The organism is Caproiciproducens sp. LBM24188 (assembly GCF_054130445.1).
On sequence record NZ_CP196862.1, the window covers coordinates 1,109,884 to 1,134,461 of the forward strand.

Consider the following 24,578-nt stretch of genomic DNA (forward strand, 5'->3'; position numbering starts at 1 on the left):
CTTCCTGATGTATATCAAAAAGATATGGGAAGTAGATAAAATCAATATTATTCCTATGGATTAACCTATGCTATAATTATTATCATAATCGTGAAATGTCAAAATAACAAGGGATGAACAAAAAATGCTGAAACTGGCGCGTTATTTGAAACGCTACCGCGTACAGGTCATTGTGGGGCCTGTTTTCAAACTTTTGGAAGCTATTTTTGAATTGATTGTTCCGGTCATTACCGCGCAGATGATTGACAACGGGGTGCGCAAGGGAAATGTTCCGTATATTTGGCATATGGGGGGAATCCTGCTTTTGCTCGGGGTCATTGGGCTGTGCAGCGCGCTGGTCTGCCAAAAGCTTGCTTCTATTGCGTCGCAGGGCTTCGGCACTGTGCTACGTAATGAAATGTACCGCCATATTAATACCTTTTCCCATGCGGAAATTGACCGGTTTGGAACTCCTTCGCTGATTACCCGCATTACGAACGATGTGAACCAGCTTCAGTACGCGGTCGCCATGCTGATTCGTCTGGTTATCCGCGCGCCGTTTCTTGCGGTGGGTGCAATGGTTATGGCCATTATTCTGGACTGGAAGCTCGGCATGATTTTCCTGATTGCCACGCCGCTGATTGCTTTGGTGCTTTACCTGGTAATGAGCCGCTCCGTTCCGTATTTCCGTGTGATGCAGAAAAAGCTGGACCGCATTTCGTTGGTGTCTCGGGAAGGGCTCAGCGGCGTGCGCGTTATCCGCGCCTTTTCCAAACAGAACATGGAAGAGAAGCGGTTTGACGAAGCCGCGAACGACCAGACGGAAACCGCGGTCCGGGTGAGCAAGCTGTCTGCCTTGCTGAACCCGCTGACTTATGTGATTATGAACTTTTCCGTTATCGCGATTATTTGGATGGGCGGCGGACGGGTCAATACCGGCGAAATGACCCAGGGCGAGGTCATCGCCTTTGTTAACTATATGTCCCAGACGCTGCTGGCCTTAATCGTTGTTGCAGATCTGGTGGTTACGTTCACCAAGGCCGCCGCTTCCGCTTCCCGTGTGAACGAAGTGCTGGAAACGCAGCCCTCTGTGCTGGAAACGGCGAAGGTTCCCGTGACGCCGGTTCCCAGCGCGCCGAAAATCGAGTTTTCCGGCGTCAGCTTTTCCTACGACGGTGCCGACAGCGACCATTATGCGCTGCAGAACATCCAATTTTCCGCCCGACCGGGGGAGACCATCGGCATTATCGGCGGCACCGGTTCGGGCAAGTCCACGCTGGTGAACCTGATTCCGCGTTTTTACGACGTAACCCAGGGAAAGGTCTTGATTGACGGCGTGGATGTGAGGGACTATTCTTTTGAAGAGCTGCGCACCAAGGTGGGGGTTGTGCCGCAGGAAGCATCGCTGTTTACCGGCACCATTGCGGACAACCTGCGCTGGGCGGATGAAAACGCGGGGGAAGAGCAGTTGATGCACGCTTTGAAAATTGCGCAGGCTTACGATTTTGTCGCAGAACTGCCGCAGGGGCTGGAAAGCCCCGTAAACCAGGGCGGAAAAAACTTTTCCGGCGGGCAGAAGCAGCGCTTGACCATTGCGCGTGCGCTGGTGTCGAACCCGGAAATCCTGATTTTGGACGACAGTGCAAGCGCGCTGGACTTTGCGACCGATGCCGCACTGCGCCGGGCGCTCCGTGCGGAAACCGGGGGCATGACGGTGCTTATCGTTTCCCAGCGGGTCAGCGCGGTGCGTCAAGCCGACCAGATTCTTGTGCTGGACGACGGTGCAATTGCCGGAATCGGCACGCACGCGCAGCTGCTGGAAAGCTGTGAGGTTTACCGGGAAATTTGTCTGTCGCAGCTGAGCAGGGATGAGGTGGAGAAAAAATGAAAAAACCGGTTTTAAAACGGCTGATGAAATATACCAAACCCTATCTGCCCTTTTTGATGGGTGCCCTCATCAGCGCCGTTATCAGTGTTTCGCTCACGCTGTACGGGCCGATTCTAATCGGCCATGCTGTCGACCACATTATTGCGCAGGGCAATGTGGATTTCCCCGGTATGGTGCCCATTTTGGTTACCCTGTTTTTTACTATCGTCATCAGCGCGGCGTTTCAGTGGCTGATGAGCTACTGCAACAATCAGGCTGTTTACCGTACGGTACGCGACCTGCGGATGCGCACGTACCGTAAGATTAACCGCCTTCCGTTGCGCTATATTGACAGCCATGCGCACGGCGATATGATCAGCCGGATTGTGAATGATGTTGATCAAGTTGCCGATGGACTGCTTCAGGGCTTTACCAAGCTGTTTACCGGGGTTGTCACTATTGTGGGAACGCTGGTGTTTATGCTGACCATCAGCCCGGTGATTACGGTGGTGGTGGTTTTGGTAACGCCGCTTTCCATGTTTGTGGCAGCTTTTATTGCAAAGCTGACCCACAAGCAGTTTGTGGAGCAGCAGGCGACCCAGGGGGAATTGAGCGGATATATTGAAGAAATGCTCGGCGGGCAGAAAATTGTAAAGACGTTCCATTATGAAAAGCGCGCAGAGAATCAGTTTGGCGAAATCAACCAGCGGCTTTACAACTGCGGGGTCAAGGCGCAGTTTTATTCCGCACTTTCCAACCCGAGCACGCGGTTCGTGAACGGCCTAGTTTATACTTCCGTGGCTGTCATGGGTTCCATCTGTGCGGTTACCGGCCGCCCCGGCCCGTTGACGGTGGGGCAGATTTCCAGCTTCCTCGCGTACGCGAATCAGTATACAAAGCCCTTTAACGAAATTACCGGTGTCATCACACAAATTCAAACGGCATTTGCTTCTGCTCAAAGGCTGTTCCATTTTCTGGATGAGGAAGAAGAGCTTCCCGATGCACCGGACGCGGAAGTTCTGCAGGACTGCGAAGGCAATGTCGAAGTCAAAGACCTGTTCTTCTCCTACCGCCCGGACGCCAAATTGATTCAGAATCTGAATCTTTCGGCGCGGCGTGGGGAACGCATTGCCATTGTTGGCCCGACCGGCTGTGGAAAAACAACCATTATTAACCTGTTGATGCGGTTTTACGACGCAGACAGCGGCACCATCCGGGTGGATGGAAAAGATATCCGGGGCCTGACGCGGAGCAGCCTTCGCGGCGCGTTCGGCATGGTGCTGCAAGATACGTGGCTTTTCACGGGAACGGTGCGCGACAATATTGCATATGGCCGGGACCATGCGGGGGAAGAGGAGATTGTTGCAGCGGCTCGAGCGGCGCATGCCCATTCCTTTATTCAGCGGCTGCCGAAGGGCTATGATACCATGATTTCGGAAGACGGCGGCAATCTTTCGCAGGGCCAGCGACAGCTGCTGTGCATTGCGCGCGTCATGCTGGTTGACCCGCCGATTCTGATTCTGGACGAAGCAACCAGTTCCATTGACACCAGAACGGAAATTAAGGTTCAGAAAGCGTTTGACGAAATGATGAAGGGTCGAACCAGCTTTATCGTGGCGCACCGTCTTTCCACCATACGGGAGGCGGATTTGATTCTGGTCATGAACCACGGCAGCGTGGTGGAACAGGGTACGCACGAGGAGCTTTTGGCGCGGAACGGATTTTACGCGAACCTATACAACAGTCAGTTCGCCGCGGCGGATGCGGATGAAAATCCCTGAATTATATTGAATAACCGCCATGCCCGCGTTATAATAAGGTAGGATTTCCGAAACTTTAGGAGGTTGTTTATGGACACAAGTGAGAAAAAGCAATTGCAGATTCTGGCGTGCAAAGTCCGGATGGGTGCAATTGAAGGCGTTTTTAATGCCAAGTCCGGCCATCCCGGCGGATCGCTTTCCGCAGCGGATTTGTTTACCTATCTCTATTTTAAAGAGATGAATATCGATCCGAATAACCCGAAGGCGGAAGATAGGGATCGTTTCGTTTTGTCGAAGGGGCACTGTGCTCCCGGCCTTTATGCTACGCTTGCCCTTCGCGGATATTTTTCGATGGATGAGCTGAAAAAGCTCCGTCATATTGGCGCAATGCTTCAGGGCCACCCGGACATGAAAGGAACCCCCGGCATCGACATGAGCTCCGGCTCGCTTGGGCAGGGTGTTTCTGCGGCGTGCGGCATGGCTTTGGCAGCAAAGATGGATGGAAAAGACTACCGTGTGTACTCCATTCTGGGCGACGGCGAAATCGAGGAAGGTCAGGTTTGGGAGGCTGCCATGTTTGCAGCTCACCATAAGCTGGACAATCTGTGCCTGATTGTTGACAACAACGGCCTGCAGATCGACGGCCCGGTCAGTGAAGTAGGAGGCCCCGAGCCGATCGATGAAAAATACCGTGCCTTCGGCTTTGATGTTCAGATCATTGACGGCCATGATTTCGACGCGATGGAGGCTGCATTTGCACACGCGAAAACCGTGAAGGGAAAACCAAGCGTGATTATCGCGAAAACCATTAAGGGCAAGAACGTGTCCTACATGGAAAACGCGGTCAACTGGCACGGTGCCGCACCGAATGCCGAACAGTATGAAATCGCGATGAATGACCTGAAGAAGGTCTTGTCCGGATTGGAGGCGGAATAAATGGCGGAAATGGTAAAAAAGGCTACTCGTGAAAGCTACGGTGAAGCTCTGGCGGAGCTCGCCAAGGAATATCCTCAGATCGTGGTTCTGGATGCCGACCTTGCAGCAGCAACCAAAACCGGTATTTTCAAGAAAGCTTGCCCGGAGCGCTTTGTTGACTGCGGCATTTCGGAATGCAACATGGTTGGCGTGGCGGCTGGCCTTGCCACCTGCGGCAAAATTCCGTTTGCAACTTCTTTCGCAATGTTTTCCGCGGGCCGCGCATTTGAACAGGTTCGCAATTCCGTCGGCTATCCGCACCTCAATGTAAAAATTGTCGGTTCCCACGCGGGCATTTCCGTCGGCGAAGACGGTGCTACCCACCAATGCAACGAGGACATCGCGCTGATGCGTACGATTCCGGGCATGGTGGTGCTGAACCCTTCCGACCACTATGAAATGAAAGCTGCGGTACGGGCTGCCGCAGAGCATTACGGCCCGGTTTATATTCGCCTTGGCCGTTTGGCCGTGGAAAGCTTCAACAATTCCGACGATTATAAATTTGAACTCGGCAAGGGAATTACCCTGCGCGACGGCAAAGATATCACCATTATCGCCACCGGCCTGATGGTATCCCGCGCACTCGAAGCGGTCAAAACGCTGGAGGAGCAGGGCATTGACGCAAGACTGATTAATATACACACCATTAAGCCGATTGACCGCGAGCTGGTCGTAAAAGCCGCGAAAGAAACCGGCCGGGTTATCACTGTGGAAGAACACAATGTAATCGGCGGCCTTGGGGACGCTGTCTGCAGTGTGCTGTCTGAGGAATGCCCGGTTCCGGTTACAAAAATCGGAGTAAACGATGTTTATGGTCACTCTGGCCCGGCGATGGCCCTTCTGGATGAGTTTGGCCTGAATGCTGCCCATATTGTAGAAACAACTAAAAAAGTTCTCGGAAAATAATCGGATTGTCAAATTGTTCCGTTTCAGGACGGCTTCGAAACGGACTCCTATGCGTTCAGAATCGGGAAAATGTATACCTGAGGTACTAGGCACTTTTTTCCAAGAAAAGGACGCTGCAAATGAAATTTTATTCATTTGCAGCGTCCTTTTTACATATTTATACAGAATCACGTGCATGCATTGTATTGATATGGAAATATTTTACATTTAAGAAAATCGATGTGGGAGTGTTTTAACTGGCTTCCCGGTCCAATGAAAGCAATATTTGATAAATAAGAAATTTTTGAATTTCTAATCCAAAATATTGAATTCAATTTTGTTGAATAATTACAAAAGAAATCTTCCGAAATACGACTGTTTCAATGGAAATATTCTCATTTTTGGTAATTTTAGGCATAATATTTAATTACTTTTTGGTTAGATTAAATTTATTGAAAAAATCTTTAATATAAAATTTTAAAAAATATGACTAAATTGGTTTACATAAATTAAAATAGTGGTTGCAATTTTATTCTGAATACGTTATAATCAAACCACAAAGTGGTGAAAGGTGGGGGTAAGTGCCACGATGTGGAGAACCCATCATGCATTTACCCAAAAACAGGAAGTTTATTATGTTGATCGGAGAGTACCAGCATAATATAGACCCGAAGGGCCGCGTGATTATTCCTTCCAAATTCCGTGAGGATTTGGGAGAATGTTTTTATGTCACAAAAGGCCTGGATGGATGCCTGTTTGTGCTTTCACCGGAGGAATGGGCAAGGCTGCAGGAAAAAATCAAGGCCATGCCGATTTCCAAATCCCGTGGACTGCAGCGTTTTTTCTTCTCCGGCGCCGCGGAAGTGGAACCGGACAAGCAGGGGCGTATTCTGCTGCCCCAAACCTTGCGCGATTACGCTGGCCTTACCCGGGACGTTACCGTGATTGGTGCTTCTACCCGCGCTGAAATTTGGGACAGCGCGCGCTGGGAAGAATTCAATTCCTCTCTGACGGAAGAAAGTATTGCCGAAGCTATGGATATGCTTGAATTTTAAGTGCGGGCGGTGTAAAAAGGCGAAATGAATTTTCAGCATAAGCCTGTTTTGTTTGATGAAACTATTGAAAGCCTTAATATCCGCCCGGATGGAATCTATATTGACGGAACCGCCGGGGGCGGCGGACACTCCCAAGCCATTGCAGATCGCTTAACGACCGGAAGGCTGATTGCGATTGATCAGGACCCGGACGCGATTCAGACAGTGACCGAACGTTTTCGCGGCAATCCGCACGTTTCCGTTTATCATGCGAATTTTTCCGAGATGGTTCAGGCTGCACAACGGTTTCAAATTGATTCCGTGGACGGCGTTCTTCTTGATATCGGGGTTTCTTCCTATCAGCTGGATACCCCAGAACGCGGATTTTCCTACCATTACGACGCACCGCTTGATATGCGCATGAGTCAGGAGGGAACCTCCGCAAAAGACTTGGTTAACACACTTTCCTGGCAGGAGCTTGCGCGGATTATCAGCCGCTATGGCGAAGATAAAAATGCGCGTGCGATTGCGAAAGGAATTGAAAAGGCACGGGAGACCGCGCCGATTGAAACCACGCTTCAGCTGGCGGAAATTGTAAAGTCCTCCGTTCCTGCGGCGGTTCGCCGGGAGCCGGGGCACCCGGCCCGCAAAACCTTTCAGGCCCTGCGCATTGCGGTGAATGGGGAACTGGACAGGCTTTCCCAGGGGCTGGACGCAGCGTTTTCTCTGCTGAAGCCGGGTGGCAGGCTAGCCGTCATTACGTTTCATTCGCTGGAAGACCGCATGGTGAAGCAGCGCATGGCTGAATGGTGTACAGGCTGTACCTGTCCGCCGGATTTTCCGATTTGCGTCTGCGGAAAAAAACCGCGGGCAGAGCTGCTTTATAAAAAGGGACTTGCCCCAAGCGAGCAGGAATTGGAACAGAATCCCCGCAGCCGGAGCGCAAGGCTTCGTGTCTGCATCAAATTATAGAGGAAAACGCTGAGTAACGGATCTCGGTTTTACTATCCCCCCGAACGGCTGCATCAGCGTATTCCCGGAAATCATATAGGATAGGGAGTGAAAACATGGCATCTCGGAAAGGCAGCGAAGCGTACGATTTTGCGCTTTTTGAGCCCAAACGCCGGCAGGACGAACCGCAGAAACAGGACAACATTATTAAGCTTCCGAAAGAAAAGCTGGAACAGAACCGGCGCCCGAAGGTCAGCCCGGTTAAAGCGGTGTCCGCATTTCTGGCGATGATTGTGATGCTCGGAATTGTTGGAACCATCGTTTACGGCCAAGTGCAGCTGACCGAATTGACCGAACAGCTGAATTCTGCAACGAAAACGCTGAATGAGCAGAAAAGCGTTTATACGCAGCTGAAAATGAAGTCCGAATCCCAGTTTTCGCTTCAGGCGGTGGAAAGCTATGTCACCGATAAGCTTGGCATGAAGCGCATTGAACAAAGTCAAGTGGAACCAATCGAGCTTTCCAAAGGGGATAAAACCCAGGTTGTGCAAAGCGGCAACCAGAACTGGTTTACTTCCCTGTGGGACACAATTGTTCATTTGCTGTCATAATCGAAACGGTTGGTCAATAAGTATTACTGCATGCTTTCCCATTCTTTTTAACGATGGTTTGGGCGGGTTTTGTTTATAAAATTAGGAAGTGTGTTTGTTTCGGGCCGATGAAAATTGACTTTATGAAACAAGACTTTGGGAAAAGGAGAGTTGAGATCTAATCTTAACTCTCATTTTTGTAACAGATTGTTTTAACAGGGGAAATTCCGAATCCGGAACAGGTTCCCGCCTTGGTTTGGAGGATGATCTATGGCAAAGGGTACGACAATCCGCATGTGGCGCCGCACGGTGTTTTTGCTGCTGGCGCTGAATGTCATCGGGTTTGGCGCGATTATCGTCAGCTTGGTACGGCTGCAGCTGATTAACGGGGAACAGCTGCACACCATGGCGGTGGAAAATCAGATGCAGAATACTTCCCTGAACGCTCAGCGGGGAACCATTTACGACTGCAACATGAAGGAGCTTGCCAAAAGCGCCACGGTCTGGAAAGTCGTGCTGGAACCGGCCTTTATTACGGATAAAAACCGTGATCTAATCGCGAACGGTTTGTCGCAAATACTGGGCATGGATAAAGAGGAAATTATAAAGCGCAGCAAGAAAAAGACTTACTATGACGAACTGAAGCGCAAGGTGGAAACAGACGTTAAGGACCAAGTCCTGAAATTTAAAAATGATAATAATATCGGAAACGGAATCCGGTTAATCGAAGATTATAAGCGGTATTATCCCTATGGCACTTTTGCCGCCACGGTTCTCGGTTTTACCGGGTCGGACAGTCAGGGCCTTGCCGGTGTAGAGCAGCAGTACGACAGCTATCTGACTGGTACGCCGGGAAAACTGGTTACGGCGAAAAATGCCATCGGTACCGATATGCCATTCCAGTATGAGCAGAAAGTGGACGCGAAAAACGGCGACAGCCTGGTTCTGACCATCGACGAGGTGGTGCAGCACTTTCTGGAGGAAAACCTGGAAGAAGGCATTGTGAAAAACAAGGTTGGGGAACGCGGCGGAGCGATTGTAATGAACGTAAAAACCGGCGCGATTCTTGGCATGGCGGTAAAAGGGGACTTTGACCCCAACGACCCGTTTACCATTGCCGATAAAACGGAGGCGGCACGGATTAACGCCATGCCGCAGGGCGAAGCCCGAACCACCGCGCTGAAAGCGGCGCTCGACAAGCAATGGCGTAATAAAATGGTTAGTGATACATACCACCCGGGCTCCGTATTTAAAATGGTTACTGCGTCCGCAGGGTTGGAAGAGGGCGTGGTTACAGAAAATTCTCCTTTCTACTGTAGGGGGGCCGTGGTGGTAGCCGATAAAACCATTCACTGCTGGCGTACCTACGGCCATGGGGCGGAGACTTTTGTGGAAGGTCTGTGCAACTCCTGCAACCCGGTATTTATTGAAATCGGGCAGCGGCTTGGGCCAGAACGTTTCTTTAAATATTTTCAGGCTTTCGGCTTTACCCAGAGAACGGGAATCGACCTTCCCGGTGAGGCTCGCGAATCAGCCAGCCTGTATTACAACCAGAACCAACTGAATCCGGTGGAACTTGCCACTTCAGCATTCGGCCAAAGCTTCAGCGTTACGCCGATTCAGATGATTACCGCTGCGGCAGCTGTTGTAAACGGCGGCTATTTGGTGCAGCCACACGTTGTCAGCCAAATTATTGACGACAGCGGAAATATTGTAAAATCCGTGGATACCACTCCGAAGCGCCAGGTGATTTCCAGCGAAACATCCAAACGCATGGCCGCCATCCTTCAAAGGAACGCTACGGTCGGCACCGCGAAAAACGGATATTTGCCCGGTTACCGCATCGGCGGAAAAACCGGTACCTCCCAGAAGACCGAAGTGAAAATCCGCACCGGAAAAGATGAATATATCGCTTCTTACTGCGGGTTTGCACCGATGGACGACCCGGAAATCGCCATGTTGGTGTATTACGACGAACCGCACGGCAGCAGCTATTATGGCAGCGCCGTAGCCGGTCCTGTTTTTGCGAAAACAATGGAGGAAATCCTCCCTTACCTTGGCGTGCAGCGGAAATATACGGACACCGAAATGAAAAAACTGGATGTTTCTGCACCTAATGTGGTGGGCAAGTCGGTAAACGACGCCAAAAATACGATAGTCAACAGCAAGCTGGTTGCAAAAGTCTACGGCAGCGGCCAAACGGTGGTTTCTCAGGTACCAGAACCGGGTAAGACCATTCCGCAGAACGGAACGGTTGTCCTGTTTACCGACACCAAGAGCGCCAGTAACACCGTTACCGTGCCGAATCTGGTAGGCATGTCCCTTGCAAATGCCAATAAAGCCGCCGCAAATGCGGGTATTAACATCAGCATTACAGGCGCGGCCTTGACCGGTACGAATCCGGTTTCCAATTCGCAGAGTATTGCCGCGGGGGCGAAAGTATCCCCAGGCACCGTGGTGACGGTTGGATTTATTGAACCGGACCAGGTAGAATAGCTTTCCCGGATGAATTTGATTTTGTAAGGATAGGATAAGGGATTGAGCGTATGCGTTCTGTGAAATTGATTGCAGTAAGCGACCCCAATGGCATGATTGGTTCCATCCTGAAGAAAATTATGGACCTCTGCGGGCGCACGAATTGTCGTGTCGCGCCCGCAGGGGAACCTTTGCGCCCGGAGGAGGTTCCGTACCTGCTGCTTGCCGGCACAGGGGAATTTGCGGACGCGGCAGGGAAATTTCAGAAATATGTCGCCCCGTATGAAAATCAGAAAGGTAGTCCCGGCCCGAATCAATGCTTTGTTACCTATTCCATGGAAGACGACCGGGCGGATTATACCGTTAAAAACATTCGCCGCAGCCCGGACGGGCAGATGACGTTTGAAATAGTCGGGGCAGGTGTAATCGGGCGTGTAAAGCGCAACAGCGGCCAGGCGGAATTTGTGGAGCAGGCGCTGGCGGCAGCAGCCGCCGCAATGACCGCAGGCATATCCTTTGCAGAAGTGCTGGATGCCCTGAACACTATGCCTTTACAAGCGGAAAGCGTGGTTCCTACGTGACGGTGGGACGGTCATTCGGCCGCGTCTTTCGGCTCACGGCGAAAGAAGAGGATTCCATCGCTTTCGACGCGGGAATGTGCTATAATAAAAAACTGCCGGTTTTACAGCCGGTAATTAGGAATACCCCCTTTGCCTCGGGCAATTCGGGCAATCACAAAAAGGTGGAGTAAGAACATTATGAACTCAGTTTGGACGATGGCGGCGGCGGTTATATCGTTTGGTGTTACCGGCCTGCTCGGAAAATGGATGGTACCGTTTCTTCACAAGATTAATTTTGGCCAGACCATTCGGGAAGTCGGGCCCAGATGGCACCAGAAGAAAAACGGCACGCCTACCATGGGCGGTTTTATGTTTATCATCGGCATTTTTGTGGCCGCAGCTATCTGTCTGCCGCTCTTTTATGTGCTGTCGGAACGAAGCTCACTGGATATGCTGATGCGCACAAAGCTTGTCAGCGGTTTGCTGATGGCCCTGGGCTTCGGCGCAATCGGATTTTTTGACGATTATATTAAAGTGGTGAAAAAGCGCAACCTTGGCCTGAATGTAAAGCAGAAACTGATTCTGCAGTTTCTGGTGGCGGGCGCATACCTGTACTCTTTGTATTTGGCCGGCGCCTCTACACTGACGATGATCCCGCTTGTTGGGAGCATCAATTTTGGCGCCTGGTACTGGATTTTATCCTTTCTTGGAATTGTCGGCATTGTTAACGCAGTAAACTTTACCGATGGAATCGACGGCCTGAATGCTTCGGTTACATTTTTTGTGTCGATCTTTTTCCTGCTGATTTCCGGCGTTTTGGGCGTTTCGGGCATTGGCATCCTTTCCGCGGCGGCGGCTGGTGGCTGCCTCGGCTTTTTGATTTGGAACTTCAACCCGGCGAAGGTATTTATGGGCGACACCGGCTCGCTGTTCCTCGGCGGAATGGTCTGCGCGCTCGGTTTTGGCTTGAACATGCCTATAATTATTCTTCCTTTGGGCATTATATATATCTGCGAAATTCTGTCCGTGGTCCTGCAGGTTACTTACTTCAAGGCAACACACGGGAAACGCCTGTTTAAGATGAGCCCGATTCATCACCATTTTGAAATGTGCGGCTGGAGCGAAGTGAAAATTTGCGCCGTGTTCAGCCTGGTTACGATTGTGTTGGGTGCAGTTGTCGTATGGTGTGTAATGGTTGGCGTTTGAAGGATGGATATTGACAAATTTTTCGGGTGAACTGTGATTTAATGGAATCGCTGCTTGCTGTTTCAGAAAAGCAAAGGTGTTGGACATTCCAATGAATCATTGCAGTCTGCCCATGAAAAGCATTTAGAAATGATGGCGCGCGGCTTCACGCCGTGTTTGTCGGCATCGGACAATGATTGGTCGGCATCGAAAGGATGGTCGTAATCCATGGTGAATCCAAAAGCGGAATCGAAAAGGCCCCCCGTGCGCGGCGGTTCCGGTCAAAGGCAGGAACAGAAACCGGAAAATCCGTCGGCTGTTCGGAAAATTCGGAAGAAATTTCGTGTTTTTTCTGCTCGTTCGGGCATGGACCTGCCGTTTTTGTTTCTGATTCTGGTTCTGCTGGTGATTGGGCTGGTTATGCTTTTTTCGGCCAGCTTTGCAAACGCCCTGTACCGCCATGGAAGCAGCTACTTTTTTATCAGCCGTCAGGCCATTTGGGCAGTGCTCGGTGTGGTGGCGATGATTGCAATTTCTTATTTCGATTATCACCATCTTCATAAATTTGCGGTTCCGATTCTGCTGCTTTCTTATGCAATGCTGGTGCTCGTTCTGTTTACGTCGCGCGACATTAACGGTGTGCACCGCTGGCTGGAGCTTGGCCCGCTCGGGCAGTTTCAGCCTTCGGAGCTTGCGAAATTTGCTATTATTCTGATTTTTGCGCATTTGATTTCCCTGAACTTCCACCGAATGGACACGTTCCGCTATGGGGTTCTTCCGTACCTGATTATACTGGGGGTTACGGCCGGCCTGCTGATTTTGGAGCCGCATGTTTCCGCCACTGTGATTTTGGTAATTCTGGCCGGAGTCATGCTGTTCATTGGCGGGGTAAGGCTGCGTTGGTTTGGAATCGCGTTCGGCGGGGCAGGCGCCGTCGTGATGTATCTGGTGCTTTTCTCCAAAAAATTCAGCTACGCGAACGACCGTCTGGTCGCCTGGCTGGACCCGTTCAGCACTGCTTCAAAAGAAATCATTGCAGATACCTGGCAGACGCGCCAATCCCTGTATGCAATCGGATCCGGCGGACTGCTTGGGCTTGGTCTGGGGCAGTCGCGCCAAAAGTACCTGTACCTTCCGGAACCGCAGAACGACTTTATTTTTGCCATTGTATGCGAAGAACTGGGATTTATCGGTGCGCTGATTATCATTATTCTGTTTGCCATGTTGGTGTGGCGCGGAATTACCATTTCACTGAAAGCAAAGGATAAGTTTGGAATGCTGCTCGGAATCGGCCTGGTCATGCAGGTCGGCTTGCAGGTTGTTTTGAACATTGCGGTGGTGACCAATACCATTCCAAATACCGGCATCAGCCTGCCGTTCTTCAGTTACGGGGGAACCTCGCTGGTTATTTTGCTGGCAGAAATGGGAATTGTGCTGTCTATTTCGCGAACGTCTTCCATTGAGAAAACGTAGTGTTATCATCCGGCCGGGTTTCCGGCAGGAATTATGTTATTAAGAGGGATATTATGAAAGTGATATTTGCAGGCGGCGGTACGGCGGGGCATATTAACCCGGCGCTTGCCATCGCAGGATATTTGCGGGAACAGGAGCCTGACGCGCAGATTTTATACATAGGCGCGAAAGGCGGGATGGAGGAACGTTTGGTTCCGGAAGCGGGTTTTGCGTTTAAAAGCATTACCATCTCCGGTTTTCAAAGAAAACTAAGCTGGAAAAATGTAAAACGCAATATGAAGACTCTGGTTCATGTATTTACTTCCAGCCGGGAAGCACGAAAGATCATCCGGGAGTTTCAACCCGACCTTTGCGTTGGCACCGGCGGCTACGTAGCGGGCCCCGTAATCCGCGAGGCAATCAAGCTGGGAATCCCATCGGTCATTCACGAACAGAACGCTTTTCCCGGCGTAACCAACAAAATGCTGTCCAAGCGCGCCAACCGCACCATGCTTGCGGTGGAGGACGCGAAAAAATATCTTGATCCGTCGGCAAAATGTGTTCTTACCGGCAATCCGGTTCGCCCTGCTGTGCTTCGCGCGCAGCGCGCCGCAGCCCGAAAAGCGCTTGGGCTGGACGACCGGCCGCTGATTCTATCCTTTGGCGGAAGCCTTGGCGCACGGACCATCAACGAGGCCATGGCGGACTTGCTGGCGGACAGCGCGAAAACCGGACGTTTTCAGCATATTCACGGCTACGGCCAGTGGGGGAAATGGTTTCCCAATCTTCTGAAGCAAAAAGGCTGGGACCCGAAAAAGCATCACAACATTGACATCCGGGAATATATTAATAACATGCCCGAATGCCTTGCGGCTGCGGACTTGGTAATCGGTCGGGCGGGCGCAATTACCCTCAGTGAAATTCAGGCACAGGGAAAAGCCTCCATTCTGATTCCATCACCTAACGTGGCGGAAAACCACCAGTACCATAACGCCATGGCGCTTGTCTCACGCGGCGCAGCTGTTCTGATTGAAGAAAAGGATTTGACCGGTCCCCTGCTTTGCAGCAAGGTAAAAGAGCTCTTCGCCAAACCGGATACGATTGCCAAGTTGGGCGCGAACGCAAAGAAGATGGGCATTACAGATGCCAATGAACGCATCTACCGAATCTTAAAGGAAGTTTTGGCTGAAGCAAAATCCTGATTCGACCGATATATGATGTAGGAGAAGGCAGTACCCACCGGGCCCGCGGCAGAGCAGCGGACCCGATTTCAGGAAAGCAATCACCGCATAGCAAATCCCCGCATAGTATGATAATAGAAAATGTGGGGGTGTTGTTATGTCAGAACTTATCATTCACGGACCAAACCAACTGGAAGGTGAAATAGCAATCCATGGTGCAAAAAACAGCACTTTACCGCTGATGGCCGCCGCTCTATTATGTGAAGAACCATGTGTTTTACATAATTGCCCGAATCTATCAGACGTGGACACGTCCTTGAAGATTCTGCGGCATTTGGGGTGTGGCGCGGAGCGCAGCGGAGGCGACATCTTTATTGACCCGCGCACAACGGATCACTTCGATATCCCCGATGCGTTAATGCGTGAAATGCGGTCCTCTATTATTTTCCTGGGAGCAATTATCAGCAGCATGGGGCAGGCGCTTCTTTCTTTTCCGGGTGGCTGCGAGCTTGGTCCGCGCCCCATTGACCTGCATCTTGCGGCGCTGCGCAAAATGGGGATCGTAATCAATGAAAACCATGGATGCCTGGAGTGCAGCGTCCCAGATGGAATTCACGGCGCTGTGATTAATCTCTCGTTCCCCAGTGTTGGCGCCACGGAAAACATTATCATCACGGCTGTGCGCGCCGAAGGCACCACCATTATCACCAATGCGGCGCGGGAACCGGAAATTTGGGATTTGGCGGATTTTCTGAATTCCTGCGGCGCGAAAATCAGCGGTGCGGGGGAAAGCACCGTAACCATTGAAGGGGTAAAGCATTTGTCCGGCTGCGAGCACCGGGTGATACCGGACCGCATCGCTGCGGCTACTTACCTTGCCGCAGCCGCCATTACGGGCAGTACGCTGACAATTACCGATATCATTGCGGAGCATTTGGCCCCAGTGTTCCCGGCATTTGACGAAGCAGGCTGTAAGCTTGAGATTAAAGACAACAAGCTGAAGATCATTTCGCCCAAACGCCTCAGAAGGATCAAGAATATCCGAACCATGCCGTACCCGGGATTCCCGACCGACGCGCAGGCGCCGGTTATGGCGATGACTACGCTTGCCGACGGCACCAGCATGTTTGTGGAAAATATTTTTGAGAGCCGATATAAACATGTAGGAGAGTTGCTGCGGCTTGGGGCGAATATCAAGGTGGAGAGCCGAGTCGCGGTGGTGGAAGGCGTCAGCCGCCTTTCCGGCGCGCCGGTGGAAGCCGCTGATTTGCGGGGCGGTGCCGCTTTGGTCATCGCTGGCCTTGCAGCGGATGGGATTACAGAAATTTCGGGTTTAAAGCACTTAGACCGAGGGTACGAAAACATCGAAAAGAATCTTGCCCAGCTTGGGGCAGACGTAAAAAGGATTTAACCTGTTGAACAGTAAACAGGGTCCGGAAATTTCACCAATCATCGGGGGATGTTTCAATGGCAGGAAATCAAAGAAGCAGAAACACCGGGATTCCTCGTGTGTACGATAAGAGCAGCGGGGAATACCGGCCGGTGTTCGGGCATCAGGGGAACGCCCCAAACCGGCGGAGCGGGAAATACGCGACTCCCCAGCGCCGGGCAGAGGCCCGGCGCCGCCGGAAACGGCGTGCACTGATTGCGTTTTATCTGTTCGTTTTTGTTACGGTGATTGCGTGCGCCGCCGCGCTTTCCCTTACCGTTCTGTTTAAAATCGACACCGTTTCTGTGGAGGGAAAATCCAGCTATCCTGCCGATCAAATCATATCATTGTCCGGAATAAAAAAGGGTCAGAATCTTTTCCTAACCAATACCGATGCGGCGGAGAAAAGGATTTTGCAGAATCTTCCCTATATTGGCGCGGTGAACGTAAAGCGGCGGCTTCCCGCACGAATTCTGATTTCTGTTTCGGAGGAGCCGGTCTGCGGGGTGATTTCGTACAACAAGAAGTTTGTGGTCCTCGGCGCTTCCGGAAAGGTGCTGGAGATTGTGGACCAGGTTCCCACGAATCAAACGCTGGTTCAGGGGGTAACGCTTACCGACGCTTCGGTGGGGAAAGCAGCCGTGTACAAGGATTCCACACAGAAAACCATGTTTGAAGATCTGATTGCGGCCATTGAGGCAGCAAAGCTGGACAAGGTTACAAAAATCGACCTAAGTAAAACCTACCAGATTACCGTTGTTTATGACAATCGGATCAACATGAACTTGGGCCCCGCTTCCGATCTTGAAAAAAAGCTGCGGTTCGGAAAAAACATTCTGGAGTCCGGTAAAATTAAGAACACGGAAAGGGGCGTTCTGGACTTGTCCACCAGCGCAGAGGACGAGCACGCTTACTTTGACCCCAATTATTCAGTATCTTCCGGAAAAACTTCATAAATAGCATAATTACTCCGGAGTATTTGAATAAAATAATTGAAAAAAGTATGAAAACATGGTAAATTATTAATATCCATTAATTTCTGAGAATTGAAACAACTTAAGGATAAATCAAGGGGGATGCAGCACATGCCTTTCGAAATTGACAACGATTTTGACAACATCGTTCAAATAAAAGTTATCGGTGTTGGCGGCGGCGGCGGAAACGCCATTGACCGAATGGTTACTATGGGCGTGCAGGGCGTCGAGTTTATCAGCATCAACACCGATAAGCAGGCTCTTTACCGTTCCAAAGCAACGCAAAAGATTCAAATCGGCGAGAAAGTGACACACGGAAAGGGAGCGGGCTCTAAGCCTGAAATGGGGCAGAAGGCTGCGGATGAAAGCCGGGAAGCCATCGCCGCGGCTCTGCGCGGCAGCGATATGGTGTTCATTACCGCTGGAATGGGCGGTGGAACCGGTACCGGTGCGGCGCCTACGGTGGCCGAGCTGGCCCGGGACATGGGAATTCTGACCGTCGGCATTGTAACCAAACCCTTTGAATTTGAGGGGCGCCGCCGTATGGAGCAGGCGGAAAGCGGTATCGCGGCCCTGCGCGAGCATGTGGACTCCCTTGTTGTCATTCCGAATGAACGGCTGAAGCTGGTCAGTGAACAGCGGATTACCCTGTTGAACGCGTTTTCCATCGCGGATGACGTGCTCCGCCAGGGCGTGCAGAGTATCTCGGATTTGATTAAGCTGCCGGGTTTGGTAAACCTGGACTTTGCGGACGTGACTGCGGTTATGAAGGACGCGGGCTACGCCCATATGGGTGTGGGACATGCCTCCGGTAAGGACAAGGCGGAAGCGGCCGCAAACATGGCGATTTCCAGCCCGCTTTTGGAAACGGCCATCAACGGTGCAAAGGGCGTTATCATAAACATTACTTCTTCCCCCGATATTGGTCTGGACGAAATCGAAACTGCTTCTTCCATGATTTCTGCGCAGGCGCATGAAGACGCGAACATCATTTGGGGCGCTGCGTTTGATGAAAACATGGATGATGAGATGAGCGTTACAGTGATTGCAACAGGCTTTTCCACCGTTAACCCGCCGGAAGGCGCAGCGGACAGGCAGCCAGCCGCCGGAAAACAACCGGAAAAGGCAGACAGTGCGGTTCCGCAGGCTCAGAAATCCAGTCCGATTGACGATGAGGATTTTACCGACATCATGTCGATTTTTAACCGTAAATAATGGTCCAAAATCCTTTTGGCGTGCCTCGCATATGCGGGGCACGCCTTTTTCTAAGCGGTTTTTAGCAACCCTTTGCGGGATTGCAGCTCACCGGGTTTTGCTCATCCGAAAAAAAGAATCTCACAATATTAGCAGCCTATTATTTCCTTCCTTTGTGGGAAATACTATTGTAGTGGCTTCCGCACTTTCGAAATTCAAATTCACCGGTTTTGGGCCAATTTTCCTCTAATTCGTTCAAATAAGCCTAAATTTAGTATTATAAGACGACTTTCAATAAATATTGCCCAAAATACTGAATTTGCTCTTGTATTCTCGTCATATTATGATATAATATCATTCGGATAAAGCCTGAGTGAAAATACATATTTGAGGAGGTGGCATTGTGAACCCGGACCCTTTCAGTCGAAGCTTCATTCAATTTCATACAGGAGATGAGTGCAATGCTGACCTACTTCAAAACCATCGACGGCCACATCTCAGAAATTCCGGCCTGTGAACCAGGGTGCTGGATTAACTGTGTTGCGCCGAATGATGATGAGATTAACGGCCTGATTGCCGATTTTGGTATTGAACCGGATTTTTTTCGTGCCGCAATGGATGAGGAGGAATCCTCCCACATCGATTACGAAGACACCAGCACACTGGTAATTCTTGACATTCCTGTGGTGGAAAAAAACGGGCAGAACATTACTTATACCACCATGCCACTCGGTATTATCTTGACCGAGAAAAACGTGATTACGGTGTCCATTCGCGAAAACGCCATCATTAACGAGTTTTCTGAGGATGTTGTAAAGGGTGTGCAGACCAATCTGAAAACCCGTTTTATTTTGCAGGTGATGCTTCGGATTGCGACGAAGTTTCTGCAATATTTGAAACAGATTGATAAAATCAGCGATTTTGTGGAGCGCGAACTTCGGAAGTCCATGAAAAATTCCGAACTGATTCAGCTGCTGGATATTGAAAAATCACTGGTTTACTTTTCTTCTTCGTTGAAAGGCGACGAAATTACCATTGAAAAAATAATGCGCGGGCGTGTCATCAAGCTTTATGAGGAGGATCAGGACCTTCTGGAAGATGTTCTGATCGAAATCAAGCAGGCCATTGAAATGTCGAACATTTACCTGAACATTTTGTCCGGCACCATGGATGCGTTTGCGTCCGTCATTTCCAATAACCTGAATATCGTGATGAAAGTGCTGGCCTCCATTACCCTGCTGATCTCCATTCCAACCGTTATTACCGGTTTGTACGGGATGAACGTTACTGGCGTTCCAATGGCGAATTTCTGGTTTCCCGTCGCGATATCAGCCGCATGCATGGGAATTGCGTATTTGATTCTGCGTAAAAAAGATATGTTTTGAATTTTCTTTTGGATTGCAAAAGGATGCGGTTTGTGATATAATTTCTAAATCAACTTATAGAGGGTTCTGATTTCAGAACGGAGGTTTCCCGCACAGCGGTTCTGCCGAATGGCAGTTCGATTTCTTCGGTTCAGCAATCTTATATTATTGTAATAAAATAGGAATTGAAAAATTAGGGAACTGCGGTGGCAGTTCCCTATTCTGGTATTTTGGAGGTTAGCATGGACAGACTTATTGTTCCTACGGAAGAGATTGAAGAAGCTGCAAAAAAACTGCGTGCAGGGGATCGCATTCTTCTGAGCGGTACCATCTATACAGCGCGGGACGCTGCCCACAAACGGATGTTTCAGCTGCTGGACGAGGGCAAGCCGCTTCCGTTTGATTTAAAGGGAGCCTGCATTTATTACGCCGGGCCCACTCCGGCTCCAGCACACCTGCCCATTGGTTCCTGTGGGCCGACCACTTCTTCCCGCATGGATGTGTTTACCCCTCGGCTGCTTGACCTGGGGTTGAAGTGCATGATTGGAAAAGGCGGGCGTTCACCGGAAGTGGTGCAGGCCATTCAACGGAATGAGGCGGTTTATCTTTGCGCAATCGGCGGCGCAGGGGCGTTGGCCGCGCAGTGCGTGCGTTCGTTAGAGGTGATTGCGTTTGACGACCTTGGCTGTGAATCCGTCAAACGTCTGCAGGTTGAAAATTTTCCGCTGATCACAGCAATTGACTGCCGCGGGGGCAGCTTGTTTGAAGCGTAAAGTGACTACTTGTGCCATTTGGCGCAGTGCCCGGACAGCATCGAAAGGATGGTGTTGGTCATGACTGAATTTTTGATTCGGCTGTTTATTAAGGATTACAATCATACTAGCGATAATAAAGTACGCGAACAATACGGAAAATTTTCAGGAATTGTAGGAATTGCCACGAACTTCCTGCTGTTTCTCATTAAATTCGTGACAGGATTTTTCTTTCACAGCATTTCTATTATGGCAGACGCTGTGAACAACCTGTCCGACTCCGCTGCTTCAGTGGTCACGCTGGTCGGCTTTAAAATGGCGGGTAAACCGGCAGACCAGGAGCATCCGTACGGCCATGCGCGCATAGAGTACCTTGCGGGGCTGATTGTTTCGCTGTCTATTCTACTGGTTGGGTTTCAACTGGGGCGCAGATCCTTTGATAAAATTCTCCATCCGGAAAATGCGGAATTCAGCCTGGTTATGCTGGCAGCTCTTCTGATTTCCATTCTGATTAAAATATGGCAGGGAATGTTCTACAAAAAAATCGGGAAGCGCATTCAGTCCGAAACCATCGCCGCTACTGCAACCGACAGCCTGAACGATGTGATGGCGACAAGCGCGGTTTTCATCGGTACGGTGATTACCAAACTGACCGGCGTAAATCTGGACGGCTACATGGGTTTGGCTGTAGCGGTGCTGATTGTGATTACCGGGGTGAAGCTCATTCAGTCCACAAGCAACCCGCTGCTCGGCACTGCACCGACCCGCGAATTTGTGGACAGTATCTATGAAAAAATCATGAGTTACGACGGGATTCTCGGTATCCACGACCTGAACGTTCACAACTATGGCCCGGATCGCTGTTTTGCTTCTGTGCATTGCGAGGTTTCCGCTTCACAGGATATTCTGGTCAGTCATGATATTATTGACAACATTGAGCGCGACTTTTTAACGGAGCGGGGGATTCATCTGGTAATCCACCTTGACCCGATTGTTACGGATGACGCGCGCACCAACGCTGTAAGAGCGCAGGTGATGCAGATCATCAGCCAGATATCACCGGAAATCACCATGCACGATTTCCGTGTGGTGTGGGGCACAACGCACTCTAACCTGATTTTTGACGTGTGCGTTGCGTTTGGGTTCCAACTTACGGACGAAGAGCTGAAAAAACGGCTGGAAGATGAAATTCACAAACTGAACCCCGACTATCATGCGGTGGTTACCATCGACCACGATTACGTTCCCGCAAAGTAAATATATTCCTAGCATCGATTGTCGCCGCGGAGGATTCCGCGGCTTTTTTATGGCGTTTGCCAAAACAAAGTTCGGCAAACAATTTGAAATAAAAAATTAACAATTTATCTACTTGAAATTCCCACAGGGTTGTATTACAATAATTTTAGCACTTTAAGAGTTGGAGTGCTAAATGCGAAAATAAAAAATAGAGGTTGATAACATGGCGATGAAGCAATTCAAAGCGGAATCCAAACGTTTACTGGATTTGATGATCAATTCCATTTATACCCACCGTGAAATCTTTCTGCGCGAGCTGATCTCCAACGCGAGTGACGCAATTGACAAACTGTATTATAAAACCCTGACCAGCGGGGACACCGGCCTGAACCGCGCAGACTTTTATATTGAGCTGAAGCCGGACAAGGAAAAACGCACCCTGACGATTACGGACAACGGATGCGGCATGACCAAGGAAGAACTGGAAAATAATCTGGGCACCATTGCAAAGAGCGGTTCGCTGAACTTTAAAAAGGACAATGAACCGAAAGAGGATATCGAGATTATTGGTCAGTTCGGTGTTGGCTTCTATTCCGCCTTTATGGTCAGCGACCATGTTACCGTTATTAGCAAGGCGTATGGCAGCGACGAAGCCTACCGCTGGGAAAGCAGCGGGGCCGAAGGATATACCATCGAACCCTGCGAAAAAGAATCGCATGGCACAACGATTATTCTGAATATTAAGCCCGATACAGAAGAAAATCACTTTGATGAGTATTTGGATACTTACACGCTGAAAAATCTGGTTCGGAAATATTCAGATTATATCCGCTACCCGATTAAAATGGACGTGGAAAAGACGCGTTTGAAAGAAAAGCCCAAGGACGTAGAGGAAAAAGAGGGCGAGCATAAGGATGAATACGAAACTTATGTGGAAACCGAAACCCTGAACAGCATGGTTCCTCTGTGGCGCAAAAACCGCAACGAAGTTAAGGCGGAGGAATACAACGAATTCTACAAGAGTAAATTCAACGATTATCAGGACCCCGCTCTGGTGATTCATTCCAGCACCGAAGGTACTGCGACTTACAAAGCACTGCTCTTTATTCCAGCCAGAGCACCGTTTAATTTTTATACCCGCGATTACGAAAAGGGTCTGCAGCTGTATTCCAACGGCGTTATGATTATGGAAAAATGCGCCGACCTGCTGCCGGATTATTTCAGTTTTGTACGCGGCCTAGTCGATTCCCAGGATCTCTCGCTGAACATTTCGCGTGAAATGCTGCAGCATGACCGCCAGTTGAAGCTGATTGCGGGACGCTTGGAAAAGAAGATTAAATCCGAGCTGGAAAGCATGCTGGAAAAAGATCGCGAAAAGTACGAGAACTTCTTCAAAAATTTCGGTCTCCAGCTGAAATACGGCGTATATCAGGATTACGGATTGCACAAGGAAGTTCTGCAGGACCTGCTTCTGTTCTACTCCTCCAGTGAAAAGAAGATGGTCACCCTTAAAGAGTATGTTTCCCGCATGAAGGAAGGCCAGAAGTTCATCTATTATGCCTGCGGCGACAGCGTGGAGCACGTAGAACAGCTTCCGCAGACCGAAGCCGTGAAGGAAAAAGGCTACGAAATCCTTTACCTGACCGACGATGTGGACGAGTTCGCCGTGCGTATGCTGATGAAGTACGACGACAAGGAGTTCAAATCCGTGTCTGCCGATGACCTTGGCCTGGAAACGGAAGAGGAAAAGAAGGAAGCAGCGAAAAAGGTTGAGGAAAACAAAGATATGCTCAACTTTATGAAGGAAGCCCTGGATGGCAAGGTTAAGCAGGTAATTCTTTCCCAGAGGCTGAAAACACACCCGGTCTGCCTTTCCACTGGCGGCGCAATTTCCATAGAAATGGAAAAAGTGCTGAACGCACTGCCGAATCAGGAAAAGGTCAGCGCCGAGCGCGTGCTGGAAATCAACGCAAATCATCCGATTTTCCAGAAGCTCTGCGATTTGTACCAGAATGATAAAGACACGCTCAAACAGTATGCTTCCCTGCTTTACACACAGGCGCTGCTTATTGAGGGCGTGAAAATTGACAATCCGCTGGAATTCTCCAATCAGATTTGTGAACTGATGACGAAATAAAGGCCATGTTCCCCTGGCAATCGTTTTCCTTCGGCCGAGGAAACGTTAAGATACACTCTTAGGGGGGACGCCGACCACAATTCAAAGCGGTGAAAAATCGTACAAACGATTGCACAATTGCTTTTGAAATTGCTTTTATCCGCGTTTCCCCGGAAAGCAGGAACCATACCGAAAGGAAGGTTCCTGCTTTTTCTGTGTTTGAAATGTTTTTCTTAAAATATGACGTGCATGTGTCATATTTCGACTGTTACAATAACCGTACCATCAAATTTATTTATAGGAGGAATCGCAAAATGGAAACGATATGCCAAAGCTGCAGAATGCCAATGGACCGAGAAGAACTGTTTGGGACGAATGCGGATGGAAGCAAAAATGCCGATTACTGTATGCATTGCTTAAAAACGGTGCATTTACCGCAAACGTGGATATGGATGGAATGATTGACATCTGCGCCCCGATTATGGTTCAGGAAAATCCCAGTCTAACGGAGGAAGCCGCACGAAATCAGATGCAGAAGTTTTTCCAAACCTTAAAGCGCTGGAAAAAGAACTGACGCAAAAAGGAGAGCCGCGAACGAATCAATATTCGTTCGCGGCTC

General features: G+C 50.0%; 19 protein-coding genes and 1 pseudogene. All 20 read left to right on the forward strand.

The features are described 5' to 3' along the window. The first annotated feature begins 124 nt into the window (after window positions 1-124). The 20 genes and pseudogenes from ACSVDI_RS05350 to ACSVDI_RS05445 all read left to right on the forward strand — a co-directional run bounded on the left by ACSVDI_RS05350 (window position 125) and on the right by ACSVDI_RS05445 (window position 24,533). The gene (locus ACSVDI_RS05350; RefSeq protein WP_457945294.1) at window positions 125-1,867 is read left to right on the forward strand and encodes an ABC transporter ATP-binding protein; all 1,743 of its coding nucleotides are present in this window, start codon (window positions 125-127) and stop codon (window positions 1,865-1,867) included. After that, window positions 1,864-3,627: an ABC transporter ATP-binding protein gene (locus tag ACSVDI_RS05355; RefSeq protein ID WP_457945295.1), complete on the forward strand. Its 1,764-nt coding sequence runs from the start codon at window positions 1,864-1,866 to the stop codon at window positions 3,625-3,627. Before ACSVDI_RS05350 ends, ACSVDI_RS05355 begins: the two co-directional genes overlap by 4 nt. A 69-nt stretch (window positions 3,628-3,696) precedes the next feature. Next, a complete protein-coding gene (locus tag ACSVDI_RS05360; RefSeq protein ID WP_457945296.1) occupies window positions 3,697-4,542 on the forward strand; it encodes a transketolase in 846 nt (281 codons plus the stop codon). Continuing rightward, window positions 4,543-5,487, forward strand: coding sequence for a transketolase family protein (locus tag ACSVDI_RS05365; protein ID WP_457945297.1), 945 nt, complete (start codon window positions 4,543-4,545; stop codon window positions 5,485-5,487). It abuts the gene before it with no gap. Window positions 5,488-6,101: 614 nt separating this feature from the next. Further along, window positions 6,102-6,521, forward strand: a complete 420-nt coding sequence (mraZ, locus tag ACSVDI_RS05370; protein WP_457945298.1) for a division/cell wall cluster transcriptional repressor MraZ — start codon at window positions 6,102-6,104, stop codon at window positions 6,519-6,521. Window positions 6,522-6,545: 24 nt separating this feature from the next. Then, entirely contained in the window at window positions 6,546-7,472 is a 927-nt protein-coding gene (gene rsmH, locus ACSVDI_RS05375) for a 16S rRNA (cytosine(1402)-N(4))-methyltransferase RsmH (RefSeq protein ID WP_457945299.1), read from the forward strand. 95 nt (window positions 7,473-7,567) lie between these two features. Then, complete coding sequence (locus ACSVDI_RS05380) at window positions 7,568-8,062, forward strand: hypothetical protein (protein WP_457945300.1); 495 nt, start codon at window positions 7,568-7,570, stop codon at window positions 8,060-8,062. Between the two features lie 249 nt (window positions 8,063-8,311). After that, on the forward strand, window positions 8,312-10,537 hold the full coding sequence (locus ACSVDI_RS05385) for a penicillin-binding transpeptidase domain-containing protein (protein ID WP_457945301.1): 2,226 nt from the start codon (window positions 8,312-8,314) through the stop codon (window positions 10,535-10,537). A gap of 50 nt (window positions 10,538-10,587) precedes the next feature. Continuing rightward, window positions 10,588-11,097 carry a hypothetical protein gene (locus ACSVDI_RS05390; protein WP_457945302.1) on the forward strand — a complete coding sequence of 170 codons (510 nt, stop codon included), beginning with the start codon at window positions 10,588-10,590 and terminating at the stop codon, window positions 11,095-11,097. Between the two features lie 177 nt (window positions 11,098-11,274). Next, on the forward strand, window positions 11,275-12,282 hold the full coding sequence (gene mraY / locus ACSVDI_RS05395) for a phospho-N-acetylmuramoyl-pentapeptide-transferase (protein ID WP_457945303.1): 1,008 nt from the start codon (window positions 11,275-11,277) through the stop codon (window positions 12,280-12,282). 207 nt (window positions 12,283-12,489) lie between these two features. After that, window positions 12,490-13,734, forward strand: coding sequence for a putative lipid II flippase FtsW (gene ftsW, locus ACSVDI_RS05400; protein ID WP_457945304.1), 1,245 nt, complete (start codon window positions 12,490-12,492; stop codon window positions 13,732-13,734). 53 nt (window positions 13,735-13,787) lie between these two features. Next, window positions 13,788-14,915, forward strand: coding sequence for an undecaprenyldiphospho-muramoylpentapeptide beta-N-acetylglucosaminyltransferase (murG, locus tag ACSVDI_RS05405; RefSeq protein ID WP_457945305.1), 1,128 nt, complete (start codon window positions 13,788-13,790; stop codon window positions 14,913-14,915). Between the two features lie 136 nt (window positions 14,916-15,051). Then, entirely contained in the window at window positions 15,052-16,305 is a 1,254-nt protein-coding gene (murA, locus tag ACSVDI_RS05410) for a UDP-N-acetylglucosamine 1-carboxyvinyltransferase (RefSeq protein WP_457945306.1), read from the forward strand. Between the two features lie 56 nt (window positions 16,306-16,361). Continuing rightward, window positions 16,362-17,279, forward strand: a complete 918-nt coding sequence (locus ACSVDI_RS05415; protein WP_457945307.1) for a cell division protein FtsQ/DivIB — start codon at window positions 16,362-16,364, stop codon at window positions 17,277-17,279. Between the two features lie 129 nt (window positions 17,280-17,408). After that, the gene (gene ftsZ, locus ACSVDI_RS05420) at window positions 17,409-18,512 is read left to right on the forward strand and encodes a cell division protein FtsZ (protein WP_457945308.1); all 1,104 of its coding nucleotides are present in this window, start codon (window positions 17,409-17,411) and stop codon (window positions 18,510-18,512) included. Between the two features lie 440 nt (window positions 18,513-18,952). Next, window positions 18,953-19,876: a magnesium transporter CorA family protein gene (locus tag ACSVDI_RS05425; RefSeq protein WP_457945309.1), complete on the forward strand. Its 924-nt coding sequence runs from the start codon at window positions 18,953-18,955 to the stop codon at window positions 19,874-19,876. Window positions 19,877-20,097: 221 nt separating this feature from the next. After that, the gene (locus ACSVDI_RS05430; protein ID WP_457945310.1) at window positions 20,098-20,628 is read left to right on the forward strand and encodes a FumA C-terminus/TtdB family hydratase beta subunit; all 531 of its coding nucleotides are present in this window, start codon (window positions 20,098-20,100) and stop codon (window positions 20,626-20,628) included. A gap of 60 nt (window positions 20,629-20,688) precedes the next feature. Next, window positions 20,689-21,864 (forward strand): cation diffusion facilitator family transporter, encoded by a 1,176-nt coding sequence (locus ACSVDI_RS05435; protein WP_457945311.1) that lies wholly within the window; start codon window positions 20,689-20,691, stop codon window positions 21,862-21,864. Window positions 21,865-22,066: 202 nt separating this feature from the next. Then, window positions 22,067-23,980 carry a molecular chaperone HtpG gene (gene htpG / locus ACSVDI_RS05440; RefSeq protein WP_457945312.1) on the forward strand — a complete coding sequence of 638 codons (1,914 nt, stop codon included), beginning with the start codon at window positions 22,067-22,069 and terminating at the stop codon, window positions 23,978-23,980. Between the two features lie 326 nt (window positions 23,981-24,306). After that, a pseudogene (locus ACSVDI_RS05445) lies at window positions 24,307-24,533 on the forward strand (zinc ribbon domain-containing protein). The last annotated feature ends 45 nt before the right edge of the window (window positions 24,534-24,578 follow it).